The following is a 19,762-nucleotide window of genomic DNA, read 5'->3' as shown; positions in this document are numbered from 1 at the left end:
TCCCGCGGGCCGGATGATTTTTGGGGGCCGAGCCCCCAACCCCCACGGTGCGAGTTCCTCGCGTTGGCGAGCGCTGGGGCGCGATGCTTTTCGACCAGCGGCACCGAAGGCGCTAGCGCACGCTCCGCACCCCGGTGATCAGCGCTCCCGCTGCCAGCGTCGCGATTCCCGCGGCGGCGAAGAGCGCCGGGTAGCCGCCCAGGTTGGCAAGGATCACCGTCGCCGCGAGGGGGGCGATCACCTGGGGCAGCAGGTTCGCGATGTTCACCACGCCCAGGTCCTTGGCGCGGTCCTGCGCGGCCGGGAGCACCTGGGTCAGGATCGCCAGCGCCACCGCCCAGTACGCGCCGAACCCGACGCCCAGCAGCGGGGACGCGACCAGCGCGGCAGGCCAGGTCTGCCAGCCGGTCAGCACGAAGGCCGCGGCCGCCATCACCAGGACCGCCAGCCAGACGTACGGCTTCCGCCGACCCGAGCGGTCCGAAAGCCACCCGACTGTCAGGCCGCCGACGATCAACGCGGCGCCGTACAGGCCCATCATGATCAGCAGCCCGGTGTCCGGGTCCGGGTAGTGGACCGCGTCCTTGAGGAAGAACAGCAGGTAGAACGTGCCGAGCGCGTTGCCGAGGTTGATCAGGAAGTGACAGCCCCAGGCCCACGCGAAGTCCGGGTGCGCCCGCGGCGAGACCCACAGCTCCGCCAGCACCTCCCGCCACCGGTTCGACGGCCGCCAGCCGCGCGGCAACGACAGGTCCGGCGTCCGCAGCACGAACGCGAGCGCGCCCAGCACCACCACCACCGCGCAAGCCAGGTAACCGCCCGGCAGGCTCGTGACCAGCACGGTCACCACCACCGCGCCGAGCACCGTGCCCAGCATCTGGCTGATCCCGACCAGCCCGCCGATCTGCGCGCGCTGCTCCACCGGCACCCGGTCGGGCACCGCCGAGGTCAGCGTCGCGAGCATTCCGTTGAGCCCGGCCTGCACCACGCACCAGCCGATGGTCATCGCGACAACGTCGCCCGCCAGCGCCAGCACGACCAGCCCGAGCGCCCCGACCACCGCGCCGAGCAGCGTCCACGGATGCCGGCGGCCAAAGCGGGACCTCGTCCGGTCCGAGGCGAGCCCCACCAGCGGGTTCGCGAACAGCGAAACCACCGCGCCGACCCCGGTGACCACGCCGAACACGAGCTCCTTGTTCGCCGAGTCGAGCAGCTCCGCCTGCTCGGGCAGCAGCACCTGGATCGGTGCGTAGATCCCCAGCCAGAGACCGATGTTCGCGACGAACAGCAGGCTCGTCCAGCCGCCGCGGACGCGGGTGACGGGTTCGGCCAGCGCCGCGGGCAGATCGGTGTCGGTCATCGGCTCACCAGTTTCCGGTACCAGGCGAAGGAGTCCTTGGGCGTGCGGAGCTGGGTCCCGTAGTCGACGTGCACGAGACCGAAGCGGGGAGCGTAGCCCTTCGACCACTCGAAATTGTCGAGCAGTGACCAGACGAAGTACCCGCGCACGTCCACGCCGGCGTCCATCGCCGCCCGCAGCGCCGCCAGGTGCCGCGTCAGGAAGTCGATGCGCTCGGGGTCGTGCACGCCGTCGAAGCTGCAACCGTTTTCGGTGATGTACACCGGGGGCAGGTCGTACCGCTGCGCGAAGCGGATGAGCAGTTCCCGCAAGGCATCCGGCACGATCGGGGAATCGTTGCTCGTGCGGGGAAATCCCTCGATCGGGCGCAGCTCGAACGGCAACGGGTTGCCCTCTCCCGGCGCGGCGGCACACTGTGGTTCGTAGTAGTTGACGCCGTAGAAGTCGAGCGGCTGCGCGATGACGGGCAGGTCGTCGGCGGCGGTCGCCGGCAGGTACGGGGTCAGTTCGTCCGGATATCGGCCGGTCAGCACCGGGTCGGCGAACAGGCCGTTGAGCAGCGCGTCCAGCCAGTCGGCGGCCGCCTGATCGGCTTCGCTGCCGCTCGCGGGCCAGACCGGGGAATGGTGGTTCGCCGTGCCGACGCTCTCCGCACCCGCGGCGCGCAGCGCCTGCACCGCCAGGCCGTGCGCGAGGTGCTGGTGATGCGCGGTCGGGATCGCGTCGAGCAGCAGCGTCCTGCCCGGCGCGTACTCGGCGACCGCATAGCCGTAGACGGTCGTGACCATCGGCTCGTTGAGCGGAATCCACATCTTCACCCGATCGGCGAAACGCTCGCCGAGGATCGCGGCGTACTCGGCGAACCGCTGCGCGGTGTCCCTGATCAGCCAGCCGCCCGCGTCTTCGAGCGCGAGCGGGGTGTCCCAGTGGTAGACGGTGCCGACCGGCGCGATCCCGGCCGCGCAGACCTCGTCGAGCAGGCGGTCGTAGAACGCGAGCCCGGCCTGGTTCGGCTTTCCGCTGCCCTCGGGCTGGATCCGCGGCCAGGCGAACGACATCCGGTAGGCGCCGACGCCGAGCTCGGCCAGCAAAGCGACGTCCTCGCGGTACCGGTGGTAGTGGTCGGTCGCCTCCCCGGCCCGCTCGGTGCCGAAATCGTCCCAAATGGACGGTCCCCGGCCGTCCTCGCGCGGTGCGCCCTCGATCTGGAACGCTGAGGTAGACACTCCCCAGAGGAAGTCCGGCGGGAAGATCAAGTTTTCCACTGGCGCGCGCCTTTCGCCCAGGAAACATGAAAAGTTCTCATACAATAGCCGTTCCCTCGACCGGGGGGAAGCGTCTCGCCGCGCTAAAGTCGCAGTTCAGCAGCACCAGGAGGAGCACAACGTGTCGGACACCCAGGCGACCCCATTGCGCCGGCGGCCCGTGCAGCAGCGCAGTGCCAAGCGCGTCGAGCAGATGCTCGACGCCAGCGCACAGCTGATCGACGAGGTCGGCTACGACGCGTTGACCACCACGCTGATCGCGAAGCGGGCCGGGGTCGCCGTCGGCTCGCTGTACCAGTTCTTCCCCGACAAGCGCGCCGTCGTGCAGGCACTGACCCAGCGCAACCTCGACCGGTTCGTGGCCTCGACCAACGAGCGGCTGGCCGGCGAGGACCCGTCGCACTGGTGGGACGTCGTCGACTCGATCCTCGACATCTACCTGGACATGCACCGGTCGGTGCCGGGTTTCGCCAAGGTGCACTTCGGCGACGTCGTGGACCGTCAGCTGCTGGACGAGAGCCGCGACAACAACAAGGTCATCGCGGACTCGCTGACCGAGCTCGTCCGCAAGTACATCGACACTCCTGGCGAGCAGTTGTCGCTCGCGATCGCGGTGGCCATCGAGATGGCCGACGCGCTGCTGAAGTTCGCCTTCCACCGCGACCCGCAGGGCGACCAGGAGATCGTCGACGAGACCAAGCACGTGATCAAGCTGTACCTCGCGAGCAGGCTCGGCGAGTAGTCCCCAGTTGTCCACAGGCCTGTGGATATGTGGACTTCCCGCTAGCCGAAACTCTGCCGCTCGCCACGGTAGGTCGGGACGGTCCGCTCGACCCGCCCGTCCACCACGATGTGGTAGTGCGTGAACCGCTCGGCGAGCTCCCCGGCCTTCGCGTGCCGGAGCCACACGCGGTCGCCCAACCGCAGGTCACGGGCCACTTTTCCGCGTACCGGCGTCTGCACCTCGCCCGCTCCCTCGATCGGGAGCAGCTTCAGCCCAGCAGGCAGGTACGGCGATGGCAACCGGGACGCCGAGGGGGGCCCGGACGCTATATATCCGCCCGCGAAGAGGGTGGCGATACTACGGGTGGGCTTGTGGACAACTGGGAGCGCGAACAGCGCGGCAGGCCGCGGGTGGAACCGCGTGTAGCCGTCGAAGAGGGTCGAGCCGATCAGCCCGGAACCGACGGCGACCTCGGTCACCGCGTCCTCGGCGCTCGTCGTCTCGATGCTGCCCGACCCGCCGCCGTTGACGAACTCCAGCTCGGCGATCTCCCGCACCACGCGCACCGCCTCGGCCCGGCGGCGCGCCAGCTCCCGGGCGGACCGCCGCTGCATCCACCGGACCACGGGGTCGGTCCGCGAACCCGTCGCGTCCGGGAAACCGGCGATCTGTCCCTCGTAGGCCATCAGCCCGGCGAGCCGGAAACCCTTGCGCGCCACGATCGTCCGGGCGAGTTCGGCGGCCTGGCGCACGGAGAACACCGGCGAGCGGCGGGTCCCGACGTGCACCAGGCCGAGCGGCCGCCACGACGCGTCCAGTTCGAGGCAGACGCGGATGTCGGCGTGCTCGTGCCCGGCCGCCGCGTCCACGACGTCGAGGTGCTCGGGCGAGTCGACCATGATCGTGACCGTGGTCCGGGCGCGTTCGTCGGCGGCGAGCCGGTGCAGCGCCGCGTGGTCGACGGTCGGGTACGCGACGAGGATGTCGTCGCTCGTGCCCTGCTCGACGTGCCACAGCGCCTCGGCCAGCGAGTAGCACATCAGGCCGGCGAACCCGGGCTTCGCCAGCGCACGCTCGATGAGGTACCGGCAGCGGACCGACTTGCTCACCAGCCGGATGGGCGTCCCGTTCGCGCGGCGGACGAGGTCCTCGGCGTTGGCGTCGAACGCGGCGAGGTCGACGACGGCCAGCGGCGGCTCGAGATCCTTCGTGGCCTGGTCGTACGCGGCCGCGCTCGGCGTGGTCATGCGAAGTACGGTACGACAACAGACCTTGAAAAGCGAATATCTTTCACTTACGTTCTTCCCATTCCGACACGAACGGGCAAGCGATGAACCGGTGGACGAACTGGGCGGGCACCGCGACCGCCCACCCCCAACGCGTGCACACGCCACGCAGCGCGGCCGAGATCGCCGAGGTCGTGGCCACTGCCGCCGCCGACGGCCGGCGGATCCGCCCTCGCGGGTCCGGGCACTCCTTCACCCCGATCGCGGTGGCCGAATCCGACGCGATCGACCTGAACGAGTGGGCCGGCATCACCGCCATGGACGCCGGGAACCATCGCGTCACCGTCCGGTCGGGCACGACCCTGCGGCGGCTCAACGCCGAACTCGACGCACTCGGCCTCGCGATGACCAACCTCGGTGACATCGACGCCCAGACGATCGCGGGCGCGATCTCGACCGGCACGCACGGCACCGGCGCGCGCCTCGGCGGGCTGGCCACGCAGATCACGCAACTGGAGCTCGTGCTCGCGGACGGTTCGGTGGTGACGTGTTCCGCGCAGGAGCGGCCGGAGCTGTTCGACGCCGCCCGCGTCGGGCTCGGTGCGCTCGGGGTGATCACGCAGGTGACGCTGCAGTGCGAACCGTCCTTCGTGTTGTCCGCGCAGGAACGGCCGGAGCCGCTGGCGCAGGTGCTGGCGGGGTTCGACGAGTTCGCCGCCGAGAACGACCACTTCGAGTTCTACTGGTTCCCCTATGGACGGAACGCGCTGGTCAAGCGGAACAACCGGACCGGCACCGGGCGCAGGCCGCTCAGCCGGGTCCGGCAGTTCGTCGACTACGAGATCATGGAGAACGTCGCGTTCGGCACCCTGTGCCGGATCGGCCGCACGGCACCGCGGCTGGTGCGGCCGCTGGGCAGGTTCGCCTCGGCGGTGCTGTCGGCGCGCGACTACTGCGACGACTCGCATCGGGTTTTCGTGACGCACCGGGGAGTCCGGTTCCTCGAGTCGGAGTTCGCGGTGCCGCGGGAGGCCGTGCACCACGTGCTCTCCGAGCTGCGAGCGCTCGTCCCGCGGCTGGCGGATCCGGTCGCGTTCCCGGTCGAGGTCCGCGTCGCCGCGGCGGACGACATCTGGCTTTCCACCGCGCAGGGCCGGGATTCGGCCTACATCGCGATCCACCAGTTCGTCGGGATGCCGTACCGGGAGTACTTCGCGGGCTTCGCGGCGATCGGCGCGGAGGTCGGCGGGCGGCCGCACTGGGGGAAGATGCACGACCTCGACGCGCCGGCACTGCGGAAGCTGTACCCGCATTTCGACGATTTCGTCCGCGTGCGCGGGGAAGTGGACCCAGCGGGCGTTTTCGGCAATCCGTATCTCGACCGCGTGCTCGGCTAGATCCGGGCGACCGCCTCGGCGATCGGCGTGTTGCCGCCGACCACTTCGAGCGTGCGGCGGAACGTCCGCCCTTCTTCGAGGATCGCGACTATCACCGAGGCGACGTCCTCGCGGGAGATCTCGCCGTAGTCGACGGAGTCGGCCAGGTGGACCTCACCCGTGGCGGGATCGTCGGTGAGACGGCCGGGGCGCAGGATCGTCCAGTCGAGGTCCCGGTTGCGCAGGTCCTCCTCGGCGGCTTCCTTCGCCCGCAGGTACGCGGCGAACACCTCGTCCGTGCCCGGGCGCGGCGGGCGGCCCACGCCCATCGAGCCGATCTGCACGTGCCGGCGGACGCCGGCCAGCTCGGCCGCCGCGCCGAAGAGGGCGGCCGCGCCGCGGTCCACAGTGTCCTTCCGCGCCGTTCCGCTGCCTGGGCCCGCGCCTGCCGCGAACACGGCGGCGTCGGCACCCCTGAGCGCTTCCGCCACCTCGTCGGTGGTGGCGCTCTCCAGGTCCAGCACGACCGGCTCGGCGCTGGAGTCCCGCAGATCCGCCGCGTGCGCGGGGTTGCGGATGATGCCCACCGCCTGATCGCCGTTCGCGGCCAGCTGCCGCGCCAGGCGCAGTGCGATGTTCCCGTGCCCTCCGGCGATCACGACTCGCATGTCAGCAACACTAGGCCCCGGTCAGGCCACCGGCAGGTCGTAGGACGCCAGCAGCTGCTCGTACACCATCTCGTTCATCCAGCGGGACACCGCGTCCTGCGGGAGGAGGGTGCGCTCGCGCCGGTCGGACAGGTCGAGCGCGACAGTCGCGTCGGCGTCGGCGGACACGACGGACAGGCCGTACGACCGGGCGCGCGGCAGGCAGTTGTCGACGTAGTCCTTGGACAGCACCGCCGAGGACGGCAGCACCATGGCGGCCTCGCCGTAGCGGGCGAACGGCACGGTCGCGGCCATTCCGGTGCGCCAGTGCCGGGCGACGGCGAGCACGCCGACGATCTCCGCCGCGGGGGTGGGGGCGGTGCCCGCGAACTCGGGCCACGTCCAGGTGGCGACGGTCGTGCGGTCGGCGACCGGGCCGATCCCGCAGGCGATCCGCTCGGCGTGCACGTCGGTGCGCAGCCGCGCGACCACGCACACGCGGCGGCCGAGGACCGTCACCTCGGGCAGCACGACGCCCTTCCAGCCCAGCTGCGCGGCGGCCATGCCGGCCAGGTAGGACGTGCTCGCCGGAAGCTCGACGGGCGGGACCACCCGGGTGGGAAATGACCGGGTTCCGCCGGCCACCACCGCATCGCCGGTGTGCCCTGGTGTAACCGCCACGAGTCCGCCTCCTCTTGTCCCTGCTTCGTCTTACGTGCCGCTTCCCCCTCGTGAAAAGAGGCACATGACTTGAGTACCAGGGCTCCGGCCGGAGGTCTTCGTGTTGGCCAACCAGCTGCGATCGGCGGCGCCCGACGGTCGGTGACCGGTCGATAAGCGGTAATCGGACTTCAGCCCGACCCTGCGACCGAACGGGTGATGGCCAGTCGAACGGCGTCACCGAGGGGATTTCCGTACCGCCGAATGGAGCAATCCTGTCCATTTCTCCACTGTGGACAGCGGTTGTCCCCTTGGAGGTGAGCTTGACCGCAGCGGTTCCCGCCGGTTCGAGGTTAAAGTTACTCGCCGGTTACCAACAGCGATGGAGGATCGATGCGCTCGCCGAAGGACTTCTTCGCGCCGCTCGCGGTCGGGGCCCCGGACCCGGTCCGGGAGATTCCCGCGTTGCCGTCGAGGATGATCCATTTCTTCGACCCTGGCAACGAGAAGATGGCCGCCAAGGTGCCGGACCTGGCGAAGAAGGTGGACGTCCTGCTGGGCAACCTGGAGGACGCCGTCCGCGCCGACCGCAAGGAGGCCGCGCGCGCGGGCCTGGTGTCGATCGCCAAGGCCAACGACTTCGGCGCGACCCAGCTGTGGACCCGGGTCAACAGCCTCGACTCGCCGTGGGTCCTCGACGACCTCACCACGCTCGTCACCGAGATCGGCGACAAGCTCGACGTGATCATGGTGCCGAAGGTCGAAGGCGCACAGGACATCCACTACGTCGACCGGTTGCTCGCCCAGCTCGAAGCCCGCGCGGGACTGCGGCGGCCGCTGCTGGTGCACGCGATCCTGGAGACCGCGAGCGGGGTCGCGAACGTCGAGGAGATCGCCGGTGCCAGCCCGCGGATGCAGGGCATCTCGCTGGGCCCGGCAGACCTCGCCGCGAGCAGGCGGATGAAGACCACCCGGGTCGGCGGCGGGCACCCCGGCTACCTCGTGCGCACCGACCCCGTCGGCGAGGACCTGCACGAAGGGCGCACCACCTACCAGCAGGACCTGTGGCACTACACGGTCGCGCGCATGGTGGACGCCTGCGTGATGCACGGGATCCTGCCGTACTACGGGCCGTTCGGGGACATCCGGGACGTCGTGGCCTGCGAGGACCAGTTCCGCAACGCGTTCCTGCTCGGCTGCGTCGGCACGTGGTCGCTGCACCCGGTGCAGATCGACATCGCGAAGCGGGTGTTCTCGCCCGACCCGAAGGACGTCGCGTGGGCCAGGCGCGTGATCGCCGCGATGGGCGACGGCACGGGCGCGGTGATGATCGACGGAAAGATGCAGGACGACGCCTCGTTCAAGCAGTGCCGGGTGGTGGCCGAACTGGCCGACGCGCTCGCCGAGCGCGACCCCGAGCTGAAAGAGGCGTACGACGAGGCGACCAAGGAGGTCCAGCAGTGAAGCCCCGACGCTCCGCGCTGTACATGCCCGGCGCGAACGAACGCGCCCTGGAGAAGGCGAAGGGTCTGGCCGCGGACGCGCTGATCCTCGACCTGGAGGACGCCGTCGCGCCGGACGCGAAGGAGGCCGCGCGTGAACGGGTGTGCGGCATGGTCGGCGAGTACGGCGACCGCGAGGTGACGATCCGCCTCAACGGCCTGGAGACCGAATGGCACGACGCGGACCTGCGGGCGGCGGCGCAGGCCGGCCCCGCCGCGGTCGTCGTGCCCAAGGTGAACTCGGCGCGCGACGTGCACAACATCGAGCGCGCGCTCGAACTCGGCGGCGCGCCCGACACGACGAAGATCTGGGCGATGGTCGAGACGCCGGTGGCGATGTTGCACGCGGAGGAGATCGCGGCGGCGAGCGAGCGGCTGACCGTACTCGTCATGGGCACCAACGACCTGGCGAAGGAGCTGCACGCCGAGTCCGTGCCGGGCCGCGCGCCGCTGCTCGGCGGCCTTTCGCTGTGCCTGCTCGCCGCGCGGGCGACCGGCAAGGTCATCCTCGACGGCGTCTACAACGACGTGAAGGACGTCGAGGGCTTCGAGGCGGAGTGCCTGCAGGGCAGGCAGTTCGGCTTCGACGGCAAGACGCTCATCCACCCCGGGCAGATCGAGCCGTGCAACCGGGTGTTCGCGCCGTCGGAGGCCGAGATCGAGCAGGCGCGCAAGATCATCGCGGCGTTCGAGGAGGCCAGGGCAGAGGGCCGCGGCGTGGTGACCGTCGACGGCCGGATGATCGAGAACCTGCACGTGGACAACGCGCAGCGGATCCTCGCGCTCGCCGAGGCGATCGGCGCCTGAAGCGTCAGTCCTCGGGTTCGTGGAGCCAGTCCAGTGCCTTGCGTGCCGCGTTGGAGACCATCCGGTCCGGATGCGCGACGACCATGGACTCGAGGACCTCGCGGGTGCGGGGGTGGCCGCAGATCGTCGCGTCGGCGAGGAACAGCAGCTGCGCCGGGCGCGGCTGGGCGGCGAACTCCTCCAGCGCCTTCTTCCGGCCCGCGGACCTGATGCCGGCGGCCAGCACATCGACCATGCTGTACGTCCGCTCGCGCCCGCTGACCTCACTCTGGTCGATCAACCCGGCGTCGAGCAGCCAGCTGAGCGCGGCAGGCCCGGCGGCGGAGTGCTCACGCAGGCCCGCGATCGCGGTCACCCCCGGCTCGCCGTACTCCGAGAGCAGCTGGAAGGCGAGCATCCGGTGCTCGAAGTCGTCGGTGCGCTCGGCCAGGCCGATCAGCTCGGCGATCGCGCGTTCCGGTCGCCGTGCCTGCAGCCACAGCCGGGCGCCCTCCTCGAACGCCTCCTGCGACAACGGCCCGACGCGGGCGAAGAACACTTCGGCCGTCTCGGTGGCCAGATCCTCGAGCGTCAGCGTCGGGACGCCCGCCTGCACGCGCGCGTCGTACATCGCCCGCGCGCCGAGCGGAAGCATCCGGACGACCTGCCGCTCCTCCTCCGGCACCTCCTCGACGGACTCGACGCCCGCGAAGTCGATCAGGTCCTCGTAGTGCTCCTCGGTCGCCGGGGCCACCTCGACGAGCCCGTACTCGGCCAGCTGGTCCAGCACCCGCAGCACCGGCGTCGCGTCGGTGCAGCGCCAGTTCACCTCGCCGAGGTCGTCCAGGATCTCGACGAGCATGGGGATCGTCGCGCAGTCGTTGTCGGCCTGTACGGACTCGAGCAGCTCGTAGGCCAGGTGCCGGTCGGCGGACCGGCGGCGCAGCGGCTCGTCGCGACCGGCGAGCACGTGCGGCACCGACGCTCGCCACAGGGTGAGCGGGTCGGCGAGCAACGGCTCCGCGCGCTTGACCCGCACCAGTCTCCCCTTCAGCACCCGCACGAGCCCCGCCGTCTTGGCCAGCGAGACCAGGCTCGCCGGATCGGGCTCGCCGAGGCGCCCGGCGATGTCGCGTGCGTCGGCCTCGGTGAGCCTGCCCTTGGGCGCGAGCTCGCGCCCGTCCCCCACCCACCCGACGAACCGCTTGAGCCGCCACAGGACCGGCAGGCCGGCGGCCTCTCCGGCCAGGTCCTCCTCGGGCGCGAGCGCGAACACCGGGGTCGGCTCCAGCGGCTCGACTTCCGGGTCGCCCTCGTAGTGCCGGTACGCGATCTCGTGCAGCAGGTCCTGGTCGACCTCGACCTCGCCCTGCTGCACGCGGTCGATGAACTCCTGCGCCTCGGTCTCGTCGAGCGGGTCGACGCCGTGCTCAGCCATCGCGACGGCCCAGAACTTGGCGAGCCCGAAGTTCGACGGCTCCTTCATCGCCTCGTCGAACCGGTCCGCGATCCCGCGCACGAACGACCGCAGCACCGACGGCGGTTCGCTGTGCTCGTCGAACAGGTCGGCGTCGTCGAAGAAGTCCAGCAGCGCCTGGACCGTGGTCAGCACCGCGGAGGAGTGCGGATCCAGCAGCACGACCTTGCGCGGGAACCACGTCAGCAGCGCACCGCGCAGGACCTCGCGGCTCCACCGGCCGAGCAGCCCGTCCCGCTCGAAGCGGTAGTCGAGCATGGCGCCGGCGACCACGGGATCGATCATCCGCTGCCGCATCTGCGACCACGCGTCGAGCTCGACGAGCAGGCGCTGACGAGCGTCGATGAAGTCCTCTTCATCCGCTCCGGTGTAGACCATGCGCATGAGACGATGGTCTCAAGTTCCGCGGCCGATTACACCTGGAGAGCGCGCTGCGGACCCCGAATTACTTCGAATGCTGCAGCGAGCCGGAGCACGCCGAGGTCGTCGAACCGCCGTCCCGCGATCTGCAGGCCGATCGGCAGCCCGTCGCCGGTGTGACCGCAGTTGACCGACACCGCCGGCTGGCCGGACATGTTGTACGGCACGGTGAACGGAATGTGCTCGAACGGGCGCTGTGGGTCGTTGGTCGGGGACGCCCAGTCCGCGGCCGGCGCGGAGACCGGGCAGGTCGGCGACAGGACGAAGTCGAACGGTGCGGTGGCGCGCACGGCGGCGACGCTCATCACGTCGATCTGCGAAAAGCCGCGGTAGGCCGCGGCTCCCGAGACGTCGGCGCCGCCCTCGGCCCATTCGGCGATATAGGGCAGGACTTTCGCGCGCCGATCGGCCGGCAGCGAGCTGATGTCGCACCACGCCCGCACCCGCCAGAACGTGTCGAGGCCGTCGAGCATCTCGCGGGTGAGGAACGGGGCGAGCGGTTCGACGGTCGCGCCCGCCGCCTCCAGCAGCCGCGCCGCTTCGCCGACGGCGGCCCGGATCTCGGGTTCGACGTCGAGCCCGGCCCCGGGGTCGAGCTGAAGGCCGATCCGCAGGCCCGCGACCTCGCAGCCGAGGTCGGCCCACGGCAGCTCGCTGGGCGGAAGGCTCATGTGGTCGCGCGAGTCGGGCCGGGACAGGACGCTCATCAGCAGCGCGGTGTCGGCGACGGTCCTGGTCAACGGGCCCGCGACGCGGCCGATGTAGGGCGGGTCGACCGGCACCCGGCCGAAGCTGGGCTTGAAGCCGACCAGACCGCACCAGCCCGCGGGCAACCGGATCGAGCCGCCGATGTCGGTACCGACGTGCAGCGGTCCGTAGCCCGCCGCGGCGGCCGCCGCCGCGCCCGCGCTCGAACCGCCGGGCGTCCGGCTGAGGTCCCAGGGGTTGCGGGCCGCGTTGTGGAAGCTCGACAGGCCCGAGGTGAGCATCCCGTAGTCGGGCATCGTGGTCTTGGCCAGCAGTACCCCGCCTGCTTCGCGGACGCGGGCGGCGGCCGGGGCGTCGGCGGGCGCGGGGGTCAGCTCGGTGGCCGCGGTGCCCAGCGGGACCGGCGTGCCCCTGGTCGCGATGTTCTCCTTGAGCGTCAACGGAATCCCGTCGAGCGCGCCCGCCTCGCCGGAGCGCCACCGTTGCTCCGACGCCTTCGCCGCGGCCCGGGCCTGCTCGGGTTCGTAGGCGTAGAGGGCGTGCAGCTCCGGTTCGAGCCGGTCGATCCGGCTCAGCACGGCTTCGGTCGCTTCGACCGGCGACAGCCGTCCGGCGCGGTACTCCTCCAGCAACTCGGTCGCACTCTGGTACACGAGACCCTCCTACTACTCCGGTGGCGTGTAACGGCCGTCGATCGCCGTCCAGCCGCCGTCCACGGCCAGGACGGCGCCGGTGACGAAGCTCGCGGCGTCCGAGGCGAGGTACACGACCGCACCGGCCAGCTCTTCGGCACGCGCCCACCGGCCGAGCGCGCTTTTGCCCGCGTACGCCGCGTACCAGTCGGGACTGGCCTTGATCTGGGCGGTGAGCGGGGTTTCCACCACGCCGGGCGCGATCGCGTTGACCCGGACGCCGGACGGGCCGAACTCCGCCGCGGCCGTCCGGAACAGCTGGACGAGCCCGGCCTTCGTGGCCGCGTACGGCCCCTGGCCCGGCTCGACGGTGGTGCCGCGGATCGAGGAGAAGCCGATGATGCTGCCGCGGCCGCGCTCGACCATGCCCGCGCCGAACGCGCGCACGACGTCGAAGGACGCCCCGAGGTTGAGCGCGAGCACCCGGTCGAACTCGTCGCGGGTGTAGTCCAGCAAGCGTTTGCGCACGTTCGTCGCGGCGGTCAGCACGACGATGTCGAGCTCGCCCAGCTCCTTCGCCGCCCGCTCGGCGGCGCCCGGTTGGAGCAGGTCGATCTCGTACGCCTGGCCGCCGGTTTCCTTCGCCGCGGCCAGGTCCCGGTCGGCGCTGACCACCTCGGCGCCGTGTGCGGCGAGCGCCCGCGCGGACTCGCGGCCGATCCCGCTGCCCGCGCCCAGTACGACCGCCTGCTTGCCGTCGAGCCGGAAGAGCCGCTCGTAGTTCACGGCCACGTCTTTCATCGGCGCAGCACCGCCATCCGCGTCACCGTCAGCTCGTCGATCGCGAACCGCGGCCCCTCGCGACCGATCCCGGAGTCCTTGACCCCGCCGTACGGCATCGTGTCCGAACGGAACCCGGGCACCTCGTTGACCACCACCCCACCGACCTCCAGCTCGTCGATCGCCCGGAACGCCGTCGCGAGCGAACGCGTGAAGACGCTCGCGTGCAGGCCGTACCGGGAGACGTTGACCTGCTCGAACGCGGCGTCCACATCAGACACCCGCCGTACGCAGACGACCGGGCCGAAGATCTCCTCGTCCCAGCAGGCCACCCCGTCCGGCACCTCGGTGAGCACGGTCGGGCGGACGACCCCCGCCTGCTCGTGCCCGCCGGCGGCCACCTTCGCGCCCGCGGCGACCGCGTCGGCGATCCAGTCCAGCACCCGTTTCGTCGAGCGCTCGTCGATCAGCGCCGACACCCTCGTCTTCTCGTCACGCGGGTCACCGGCTACGACCTCGCCGAGCCGCGCCAGCACACGTTCGGTCAGCTCGTCCGCGACCGACTCGACCGCGAGAACGCGCTGCACCGAGATGCAGGCCTGCCCGGAGGCGTAGAAACCGCCACGCAGCACGGCATCCGCGGCGGCGCCCAGATCCGCGTCCTCGGCGACGACGAGCGCGGCGTTCGAGCCCAGCTCCAGCAACGTCTTGGTCGGCGCCGCGTCCTTGGCGATCCGGTGCCCGACCGCGGCCGAGCCGGTGAACGACACCGCACCGACCCGGCGGTCGGTCACCAGCGTCGAGCCGACCTCCGCGTCCCCGGTCACCAGCTGCACCATCGACGGGATCGCGGCGGCTGCACGCACGAGATGGACGAGCCACAGCGTGGCGAGCGGCGTCTGCGGCGCCGGCTTGACGATCACCGGGCAGCCGGCGGCGATCGCGGGTGCGATCTTGTGCGAGGCCAGCAGCAGCGGGTAGTTGAACCCGGCGATGCCCACGACCACGCCGATCGGCTTGCGCTTCCAGAACCCGGTGAGCCCGTCGCCGGAGGGCGCGAGGTCCAGCGGCACCGTCTCGCCGTGGATCCGGCCGACCTCCTCGGCCGCGGCCTGCCAGGTGACGAGCGTGCACGCGACCTCGACCCGGCAGTCGCACAGCGGTTTCCCGGTCTCGGCGACCAGCAGGCCCTCGAACTCCTCGCGCCACTCCGTCAGGGCTCGGTGCACGTCCAGCAGGATGTCCCGCCGTACCCACGCCGGCAGCGCCGCGACCTCCTTGCGGACCGCGACGGCTTCGTCGAGCGCGCGCCGGGCGAGCTCCGGCGTGCCGAGCGGTGCTTCGGCGACGGGACTGCCGTCGTAGGGGAATTCGATCTCCTGGGTGTCCGGTGTGGACACCCAGCCCGGCCCGATGGGCAGACCGGCGGGATAGGGATCGAACATCACTGTCCTCCCTGCAGTCGGGCGAGTTCGGCACGCAGGTTGGGCGCCGCCGCGATCAGTTCACGGGTGTACGGGTGCTGCGGCGCGTCGTAGACGTCGGCGACCGCGCCGCGTTCCACGATCTCGCCGCGCCGCATCACCGCGACGGTGTCGCAGACGCGGCGGACCACCCCGAGGTCGTGCGAGACGAACACGAGCGTCAGCTCGAAGCGTGCGACGAGATCGGTCAGCAGGTCGAGGATCTGCTTGCGCACGGACACGTCCAGCGCGCTGACCGGCTCGTCCGCGACCAGCACGCTCGGCCGCGGCGCGAGCGCGCGAGCGATCGAGATCCGCTGCCGCTGCCCGCCGGAGAACTGGTGCGGGTACCGGTCAGCGCTGTTCGACGGCAGGCCGACGGCGTCCAGCAGCTCGGCGACGCGGGCGGGGTCGATGCGGCCGAGCGGTTCGCAGATGATGTCCCGCACGCGCATCCGCGGGTCGAGCGAGCCCATCGGATCCTGGAACACGACCTGCAGCGCCGCCCGCAGGAAGCCGAGCCCGCGCTCGGGCAGGGTGTCGATCCGCTTGCCCTGGAACAGGATCTCGCCGGAGGTCGGCCGGTCGAGCCCGGCGAGCAGGCGCACCATCGTCGACTTCCCGGAGCCGGACTCGCCGACGATGCCGAAGCGCTGACCGGCCCCGACGCTCAGCGAGACACCGCGCAGCGCGTGCGCCCGGTCGTACCGCCGGTGCACGTCACGCAGCTCGATGAGAGTCATGCCGCCTCCAGGTCGGACGCCTTCAGCAGCCGCCGGGTGTATTCGTGCCGAGGGTTCGTCAGCACCTCGCGGGTGGTGCCTTCCTCCACGATGCGCCCTTCCAACATCACCAGCACCCGCTCGCACACGCGGGCGACCACGGCGAGGTCATGCGTGATGAACAACAGCGCGGCGGCGCGCTCCGCGACCCCGGCCAGGACGAGGTCCAGCACCTGGGCCTGGACCGTGACGTCGAGCGCCGTCGTCGGCTCGTCGCAGATCAGCAGCGCGGGGTCGTTCGCGAGCGCGATCACCAGCAGCACGCGCTGACGCTGCCCGCCCGAGAGCTGGTGCGGATAGGCGCGGTGGACGTCGGGCAGCTGGACCGACTCCAGCAGCTCCTGCGCGACCCGGGCGGCGGCGCGCCTCGACTTCGCGGTGTGCAGCCGAATCGACTCGGCGACTTGCCGACCGACCCGCATCAGCGGGTTGAGCGCCGACATCGGCTCCTGGAACACCATGGCCAGGTCGTTTCCGCGCAGCCGCGACAGCTCGCGCTCGCCGGCGGAAAGCAGTTGTTTCCCGTGGAACCGAACCGACCCGGTCGCCCGCAGCTCCTCCGGCAGCAGGCCCATCACCGCCGACGCCGTGAGCGACTTGCCCGAGCCCGACTCGCCGATCAGCCCGACCCGCTCGCCCGCCCCGACCTCGAACGACACGTCCTGGACCAGCGGCGTGTCCCCGGCGAACACCGACAACCCCTCGACCTTGATCATCGGCGCTCCAGTCGCGGGTCGAAGCGGTCCCGCAGCCCATCGCCGAGGATGTTGAACCCGAGCACGGCGACGGCGATCGCGATGCCGGGCACCAGAGCCAGCCGCGGCTGCACGGTCAGCAGCTCCTGCGACTCCTGCAGCATCCGCCCCCAGGACGGCGTCGGCGGCCGGGTGCCGAAGCCGAGGAACGACAGCGCGGCCTCGGCGAGCACGGCGATCGCGAACGACACCGAGCACTGCACGGTCACGAGCCCGGCGATGTTCGGCAGCACGTGCCGGCGCGCGATGAACGGCCGCGACCGCCCGCCCGAGCGCGCGGCCAGCACGTACTCGGTGCTCATCACCTGCAGCGTCCCCGACCGCGCGATGCGCGCGAAGGACGGGATCGTCGCGATGCCGATCGCGATCATCGCGGTCACCGTGCTCGCCCCGAACACCGCGCCGAACATGATCGCCAGCAGCAGCGCGGGAAACGCGAGCACGAGATCGTTGACGCGCATGACGAACTCGCCCAGCCAGCGCTTCGACATCCCGGCCAGGATGCCCAGCGGGGTCCCGATGACGGCCGCGACCCCGACTGCGATCACCCCGACGTACAACGTCGTCCGCGCGCCGACCATGATCTGCGAGAGGACGTCCCGGCCGAACTTGTCGGTGCCCAGCCAGTAGTCACCGCTCGGCCCCGTCAGCCGGACGGCGGCGTCCACCTTCAGCGGGTCGTGGGGCGTCCAGACGAACGACACGAGCGCCGCGAGCACGACGAGCCCGACCAGCACCGACCCGAGCCAGAGGTTCCGGTTCATCGCCGCACCCGCAACCTGGGGTCGATCACGACGTACAGCACGTCGACGAGGTAGTTGACCAGCAGCACCGCGACCACCAGCACCAGCACGATCCCCTGCACGGTCAGCAGATCCCGCGAGGACACCGAGTCCAGCAGCATGCTGCCCAGCCCCGGCAGCACGAACACCCGCTCGACCACCACCGCACCGATCAGCAGCGTCGTGAGCTGCAGGCCCAGCACCGTCACGACGGGTACCGCGGCGTTGCGCAGCCCGTGGCGCAGCAACGCGGGATACGGCCGCAACCCCTTCGACCGCGCGGTGCGCAGGTAGTCCTGGTTGAGGGTGTCGAGCACCGCCGAGCGGACGTAGCGGGTGAGCACCGCGGCCTGCACGATGCCCAGCGACAGCGCGGGCAGGATCAGCCCGCGCACGAACTCGCCCGCGTTCTGGTCCGGTGGCGTCCAGCCGCCCGAGGGCAACCAGCGCAGCTGCACCGCGAACACCTGCACCAGCAGGATTCCGGCGAGGAACGCGGGCACCGCGACCCCCAGCTGCGAAAGCCCGGAGATCGCCGCACCGGACGCGCGCCGGTGCCAGGTCGCGGCGAGCGTGCCGAACGGGATCGCGAGCACGAGCGCGACCAGCATCCCGGCCCCGACGAGCCACAGCGTCACGCCGAGCCGGTCGACCAGCTGCGGCCCGATCGCCTCGCCGGTGACGTAGGAGCGCCCGAAGTCGCCGTGCAGCACCCCGCCCATCCAGCTGAGGTACTGCGTGACCAGCGGGCGGTCGAGCCCGAAGTCGTGCCGCGTCCGCGCGAGCAGCTCCGGGGTCGTGTTCACCCCGAGCGCGACCTGCGCCGGGTCACCGGGCAGCACGGCCATGAAGGCGAACACGATGGTCGACGCGACGAACACGCTGACGACGAGGATCGCCGTCCGGCGCAACAGGGCGGTCATGACAGCCCCGTGAGATCGAAGGACTCGCTGACCTGGTTCCGCGCGAGTCCGTGCACCTTCTTCTTCGCCACCACGACGTTCGGGAACAGGAACAGCCAGTCGGCGGCCGCGTCGGCCGTGATCGTCCTGGCCACCTGCTTCATGTCCTCGACCTGCTCCTGCGGGGTGCCGGCATCGGCTTTCGCGAGCAACTGCTGGACCCGCGGGTTGTGGTAGCCCCAGTAGTACGTCGGGGCGCCGAACGTGGTGATGTCCCGCGCTTCGACGTGCTGCACGATCGACATGTCGAAGTCGTGGTCGGTGAACACCTGCTTGAGCCACACCGCGGGGAAGTCGAGCGGCTCGATGCTCACCCGCACCCCGATGTCGGCGAGGTCCGAAGCGACCACCTGCGCGGCGGACACGGCGTAGGACAGGTTGGGGATGCGCAGCCGCAGCGACAGGTTCGGCTGCCCCGCCTGGGCGAGCAGCGCCTTGGCCTTCGCCGGGTCGTACGGGTAGTAGCCGGACAGGTCCTCGTACCAGGGGTCCGTCGGCGGGACCATGCTGCCGATCAGGGTGCCGCGGTTCGCCCACGCCGTCGCCAGCAGTGCCTTGCGGTCGATCGCGAGCGTGAGCGCCTGCCGCACGCGGACGTCGTTCAGCGGTGCGCGGTCGCCGTTGAACGACAGCACCACCTCGCTGTTCGTGGTGCCCTGCAGGACGGTGAACCGGTTGTCGGTCTCGAACTGCGGGATCGAGTCGGGCGCGGTGATCGTGGAGATGACGTCGATCCCATTGCTCAGCAAGGCGTTGTTGAGCGCAGTCGGGTCCTTGATGTACTTGAGCACCACCGTCTTGTACGCCGGTTTCGCGCCCCAGTACGCGGTGTTCTGCCGCAGGATGATCGAGTCCCCGCGCCGGCGCTCCGCCACCACGTACGGGCCGGTGCCGACGGGTTTGTTCGCCAGATCGGCGATCCCGGTGGGGCTGAACATCGCGCCGACCCGGCTGGTCATGTCGAACAGCCAGCCGTTGCTGGGTTTCTTCAGCACGACGCGGACGTGCAGCGGGTCGACGACGTCCACGTGGTCGACGACATCCATTTTGGACTTGATCGAGATCGTCCACGCGGTCTTGACCCGGTCGATGGAGAACTTCACGTCCGCGGCCGTGAAGGGTGCGCCATCGCTGAACTTCACGCCGGGCTGCAGCTGGAAGTCGTAGCTGGTGCGGTCCGGGCTGATCGTCCACGACTTCGCCAGCAGCGGCACGATCTTCCCGTCGGCGTCGAGCTTCACCAGGCCCTCGTAGACGTTGTAGAGCAGGGCCTGCGGGATGGCGGCGCCGTCGGTGCGGGTGAAGTCGAAGTTCTCCGGCTCGGCGGCGAACCCGACGGACAACGTGTCCGGACCGGTGCTCACCGAAGCGGTGGAGCCCGCCGAACAGCCGGCCAGCACCAGCAGCACAAGCGCCAACGCGCCGTTCCGGACCCTCACCCACGCAGGCTCGCAC

18 protein-coding genes are annotated in these 19,762 nt (G+C 70.9%); 4 read left to right on the top strand and 14 right to left on the bottom strand.

What is annotated here, in order from left to right; genetic code table 11:
• Window positions 1-112 precede the first annotated feature (112 nt).
• Together LWP59_RS00290 and LWP59_RS00285 are read right to left on the bottom strand one after the other, a co-directional pair.
• Window positions 113-1,360, bottom strand: a complete 1,248-nt coding sequence (locus tag LWP59_RS00290; RefSeq protein WP_144637252.1) for an MFS transporter — start codon at window positions 1,358-1,360, stop codon at window positions 113-115.
• Window positions 1,357-2,625, bottom strand: a complete 1,269-nt coding sequence (locus tag LWP59_RS00285) for a GH1 family beta-glucosidase (protein ID WP_144637254.1) — start codon at window positions 2,623-2,625, stop codon at window positions 1,357-1,359. The genes LWP59_RS00290 and LWP59_RS00285 overlap by 4 nt, the downstream gene beginning before the upstream one ends.
• 121 nt (window positions 2,626-2,746) lie before the next feature.
• Between LWP59_RS00285 and LWP59_RS00280 the strand changes: the two genes are divergently transcribed.
• Window positions 2,747-3,367, top strand: a complete 621-nt coding sequence (locus tag LWP59_RS00280; RefSeq protein WP_186383186.1) for a TetR/AcrR family transcriptional regulator — start codon at window positions 2,747-2,749, stop codon at window positions 3,365-3,367.
• Window positions 3,368-3,408: 41 nt separating this feature from the next.
• Here LWP59_RS00280 and LWP59_RS00275 read toward each other — a convergent pair whose 3' ends face one another.
• Entirely contained in the window at window positions 3,409-4,596 is a 1,188-nt protein-coding gene (locus LWP59_RS00275) for an amino acid deaminase/aldolase (RefSeq protein WP_144637256.1), read from the bottom strand.
• Between the two features lie 83 nt (window positions 4,597-4,679).
• Here LWP59_RS00275 and LWP59_RS00270 point away from each other — a divergent pair, with 83 nt between their 5' ends.
• Window positions 4,680-5,972, top strand: a complete 1,293-nt coding sequence (locus LWP59_RS00270) for a D-arabinono-1,4-lactone oxidase (RefSeq protein ID WP_144637258.1) — start codon at window positions 4,680-4,682, stop codon at window positions 5,970-5,972.
• On the opposite strand, the gene LWP59_RS00265 is transcribed toward LWP59_RS00270, so the two are convergent.
• Both LWP59_RS00265 and LWP59_RS00260 read right to left on the bottom strand, forming a co-directional pair.
• The gene (locus LWP59_RS00265) at window positions 5,969-6,619 is read right to left on the bottom strand and encodes an NAD(P)H-binding protein (RefSeq protein WP_144637260.1); all 651 of its coding nucleotides are present in this window, start codon (window positions 6,617-6,619) and stop codon (window positions 5,969-5,971) included. The genes LWP59_RS00270 and LWP59_RS00265 overlap by 4 nt on opposite strands.
• 21 nt (window positions 6,620-6,640) lie before the next feature.
• Window positions 6,641-7,279 (bottom strand): hypothetical protein, encoded by a 639-nt coding sequence (locus LWP59_RS00260; protein ID WP_144637262.1) that lies wholly within the window; start codon window positions 7,277-7,279, stop codon window positions 6,641-6,643.
• Between the two features lie 372 nt (window positions 7,280-7,651).
• Between LWP59_RS00260 and LWP59_RS00255 the strand changes: the two genes are divergently transcribed.
• A complete protein-coding gene (locus tag LWP59_RS00255) occupies window positions 7,652-8,722 on the top strand; it encodes an HpcH/HpaI aldolase/citrate lyase family protein (RefSeq protein WP_144637264.1) in 1,071 nt (356 codons plus the stop codon).
• Window positions 8,719-9,567, top strand: coding sequence for an HpcH/HpaI aldolase/citrate lyase family protein (locus tag LWP59_RS00250; protein ID WP_267903755.1), 849 nt, complete (start codon window positions 8,719-8,721; stop codon window positions 9,565-9,567). The genes LWP59_RS00255 and LWP59_RS00250 overlap by 4 nt, the downstream gene beginning before the upstream one ends.
• A gap of 4 nt (window positions 9,568-9,571) precedes the next feature.
• On the opposite strand, the gene LWP59_RS00245 is transcribed toward LWP59_RS00250, so the two are convergent.
• The 9 genes from LWP59_RS00245 to LWP59_RS00205 are packed head-to-tail and all read right to left on the bottom strand — an operon-like array spanning window position 9,572 to window position 19,746.
• Complete coding sequence (locus tag LWP59_RS00245; protein WP_144637266.1) at window positions 9,572-11,407, bottom strand: hypothetical protein; 1,836 nt, start codon at window positions 11,405-11,407, stop codon at window positions 9,572-9,574.
• 29 nt (window positions 11,408-11,436) lie between these two features.
• Window positions 11,437-12,804, bottom strand: coding sequence for an amidase (locus tag LWP59_RS00240; RefSeq protein WP_144637268.1), 1,368 nt, complete (start codon window positions 12,802-12,804; stop codon window positions 11,437-11,439).
• A 12-nt stretch (window positions 12,805-12,816) separates the two neighbouring features.
• Window positions 12,817-13,569, bottom strand: coding sequence for an SDR family NAD(P)-dependent oxidoreductase (locus LWP59_RS00235; protein ID WP_144637365.1), 753 nt, complete (start codon window positions 13,567-13,569; stop codon window positions 12,817-12,819).
• A gap of 11 nt (window positions 13,570-13,580) precedes the next feature.
• The gene (locus LWP59_RS00230) at window positions 13,581-15,008 is read right to left on the bottom strand and encodes an aldehyde dehydrogenase family protein (RefSeq protein WP_144637270.1); all 1,428 of its coding nucleotides are present in this window, start codon (window positions 15,006-15,008) and stop codon (window positions 13,581-13,583) included.
• Window positions 15,008-15,769, bottom strand: coding sequence for an ABC transporter ATP-binding protein (locus LWP59_RS00225; protein WP_144637277.1), 762 nt, complete (start codon window positions 15,767-15,769; stop codon window positions 15,008-15,010). Before LWP59_RS00225 ends, LWP59_RS00230 begins: the two co-directional genes overlap by 1 nt.
• Window positions 15,766-16,524 (bottom strand): ABC transporter ATP-binding protein, encoded by a 759-nt coding sequence (locus LWP59_RS00220; protein WP_144637279.1) that lies wholly within the window; start codon window positions 16,522-16,524, stop codon window positions 15,766-15,768. The genes LWP59_RS00225 and LWP59_RS00220 overlap by 4 nt, the downstream gene beginning before the upstream one ends.
• Window positions 16,521-17,327 (bottom strand): ABC transporter permease, encoded by an 807-nt coding sequence (locus LWP59_RS00215; RefSeq protein WP_144637281.1) that lies wholly within the window; start codon window positions 17,325-17,327, stop codon window positions 16,521-16,523. The genes LWP59_RS00220 and LWP59_RS00215 overlap by 4 nt, the downstream gene beginning before the upstream one ends.
• The gene (locus LWP59_RS00210) at window positions 17,324-18,268 is read right to left on the bottom strand and encodes an ABC transporter permease (RefSeq protein ID WP_186383187.1); all 945 of its coding nucleotides are present in this window, start codon (window positions 18,266-18,268) and stop codon (window positions 17,324-17,326) included. Before LWP59_RS00210 ends, LWP59_RS00215 begins: the two co-directional genes overlap by 4 nt.
• Entirely contained in the window at window positions 18,265-19,746 is a 1,482-nt protein-coding gene (locus LWP59_RS00205; protein ID WP_186383188.1) for an ABC transporter substrate-binding protein, read from the bottom strand. Before LWP59_RS00205 ends, LWP59_RS00210 begins: the two co-directional genes overlap by 4 nt.
• Between the last annotated feature and the right edge of the window lie 16 nt (window positions 19,747-19,762).

Source organism: Amycolatopsis acidiphila (assembly GCF_021391495.1).
GTDB lineage: Bacteria > Actinomycetota > Actinomycetes > Mycobacteriales > Pseudonocardiaceae > Amycolatopsis_E > Amycolatopsis_E acidiphila.
Note: the sequence above shows the minus strand (reverse complement) of the source record. Positions and strands in the feature narration are given on the sequence as shown.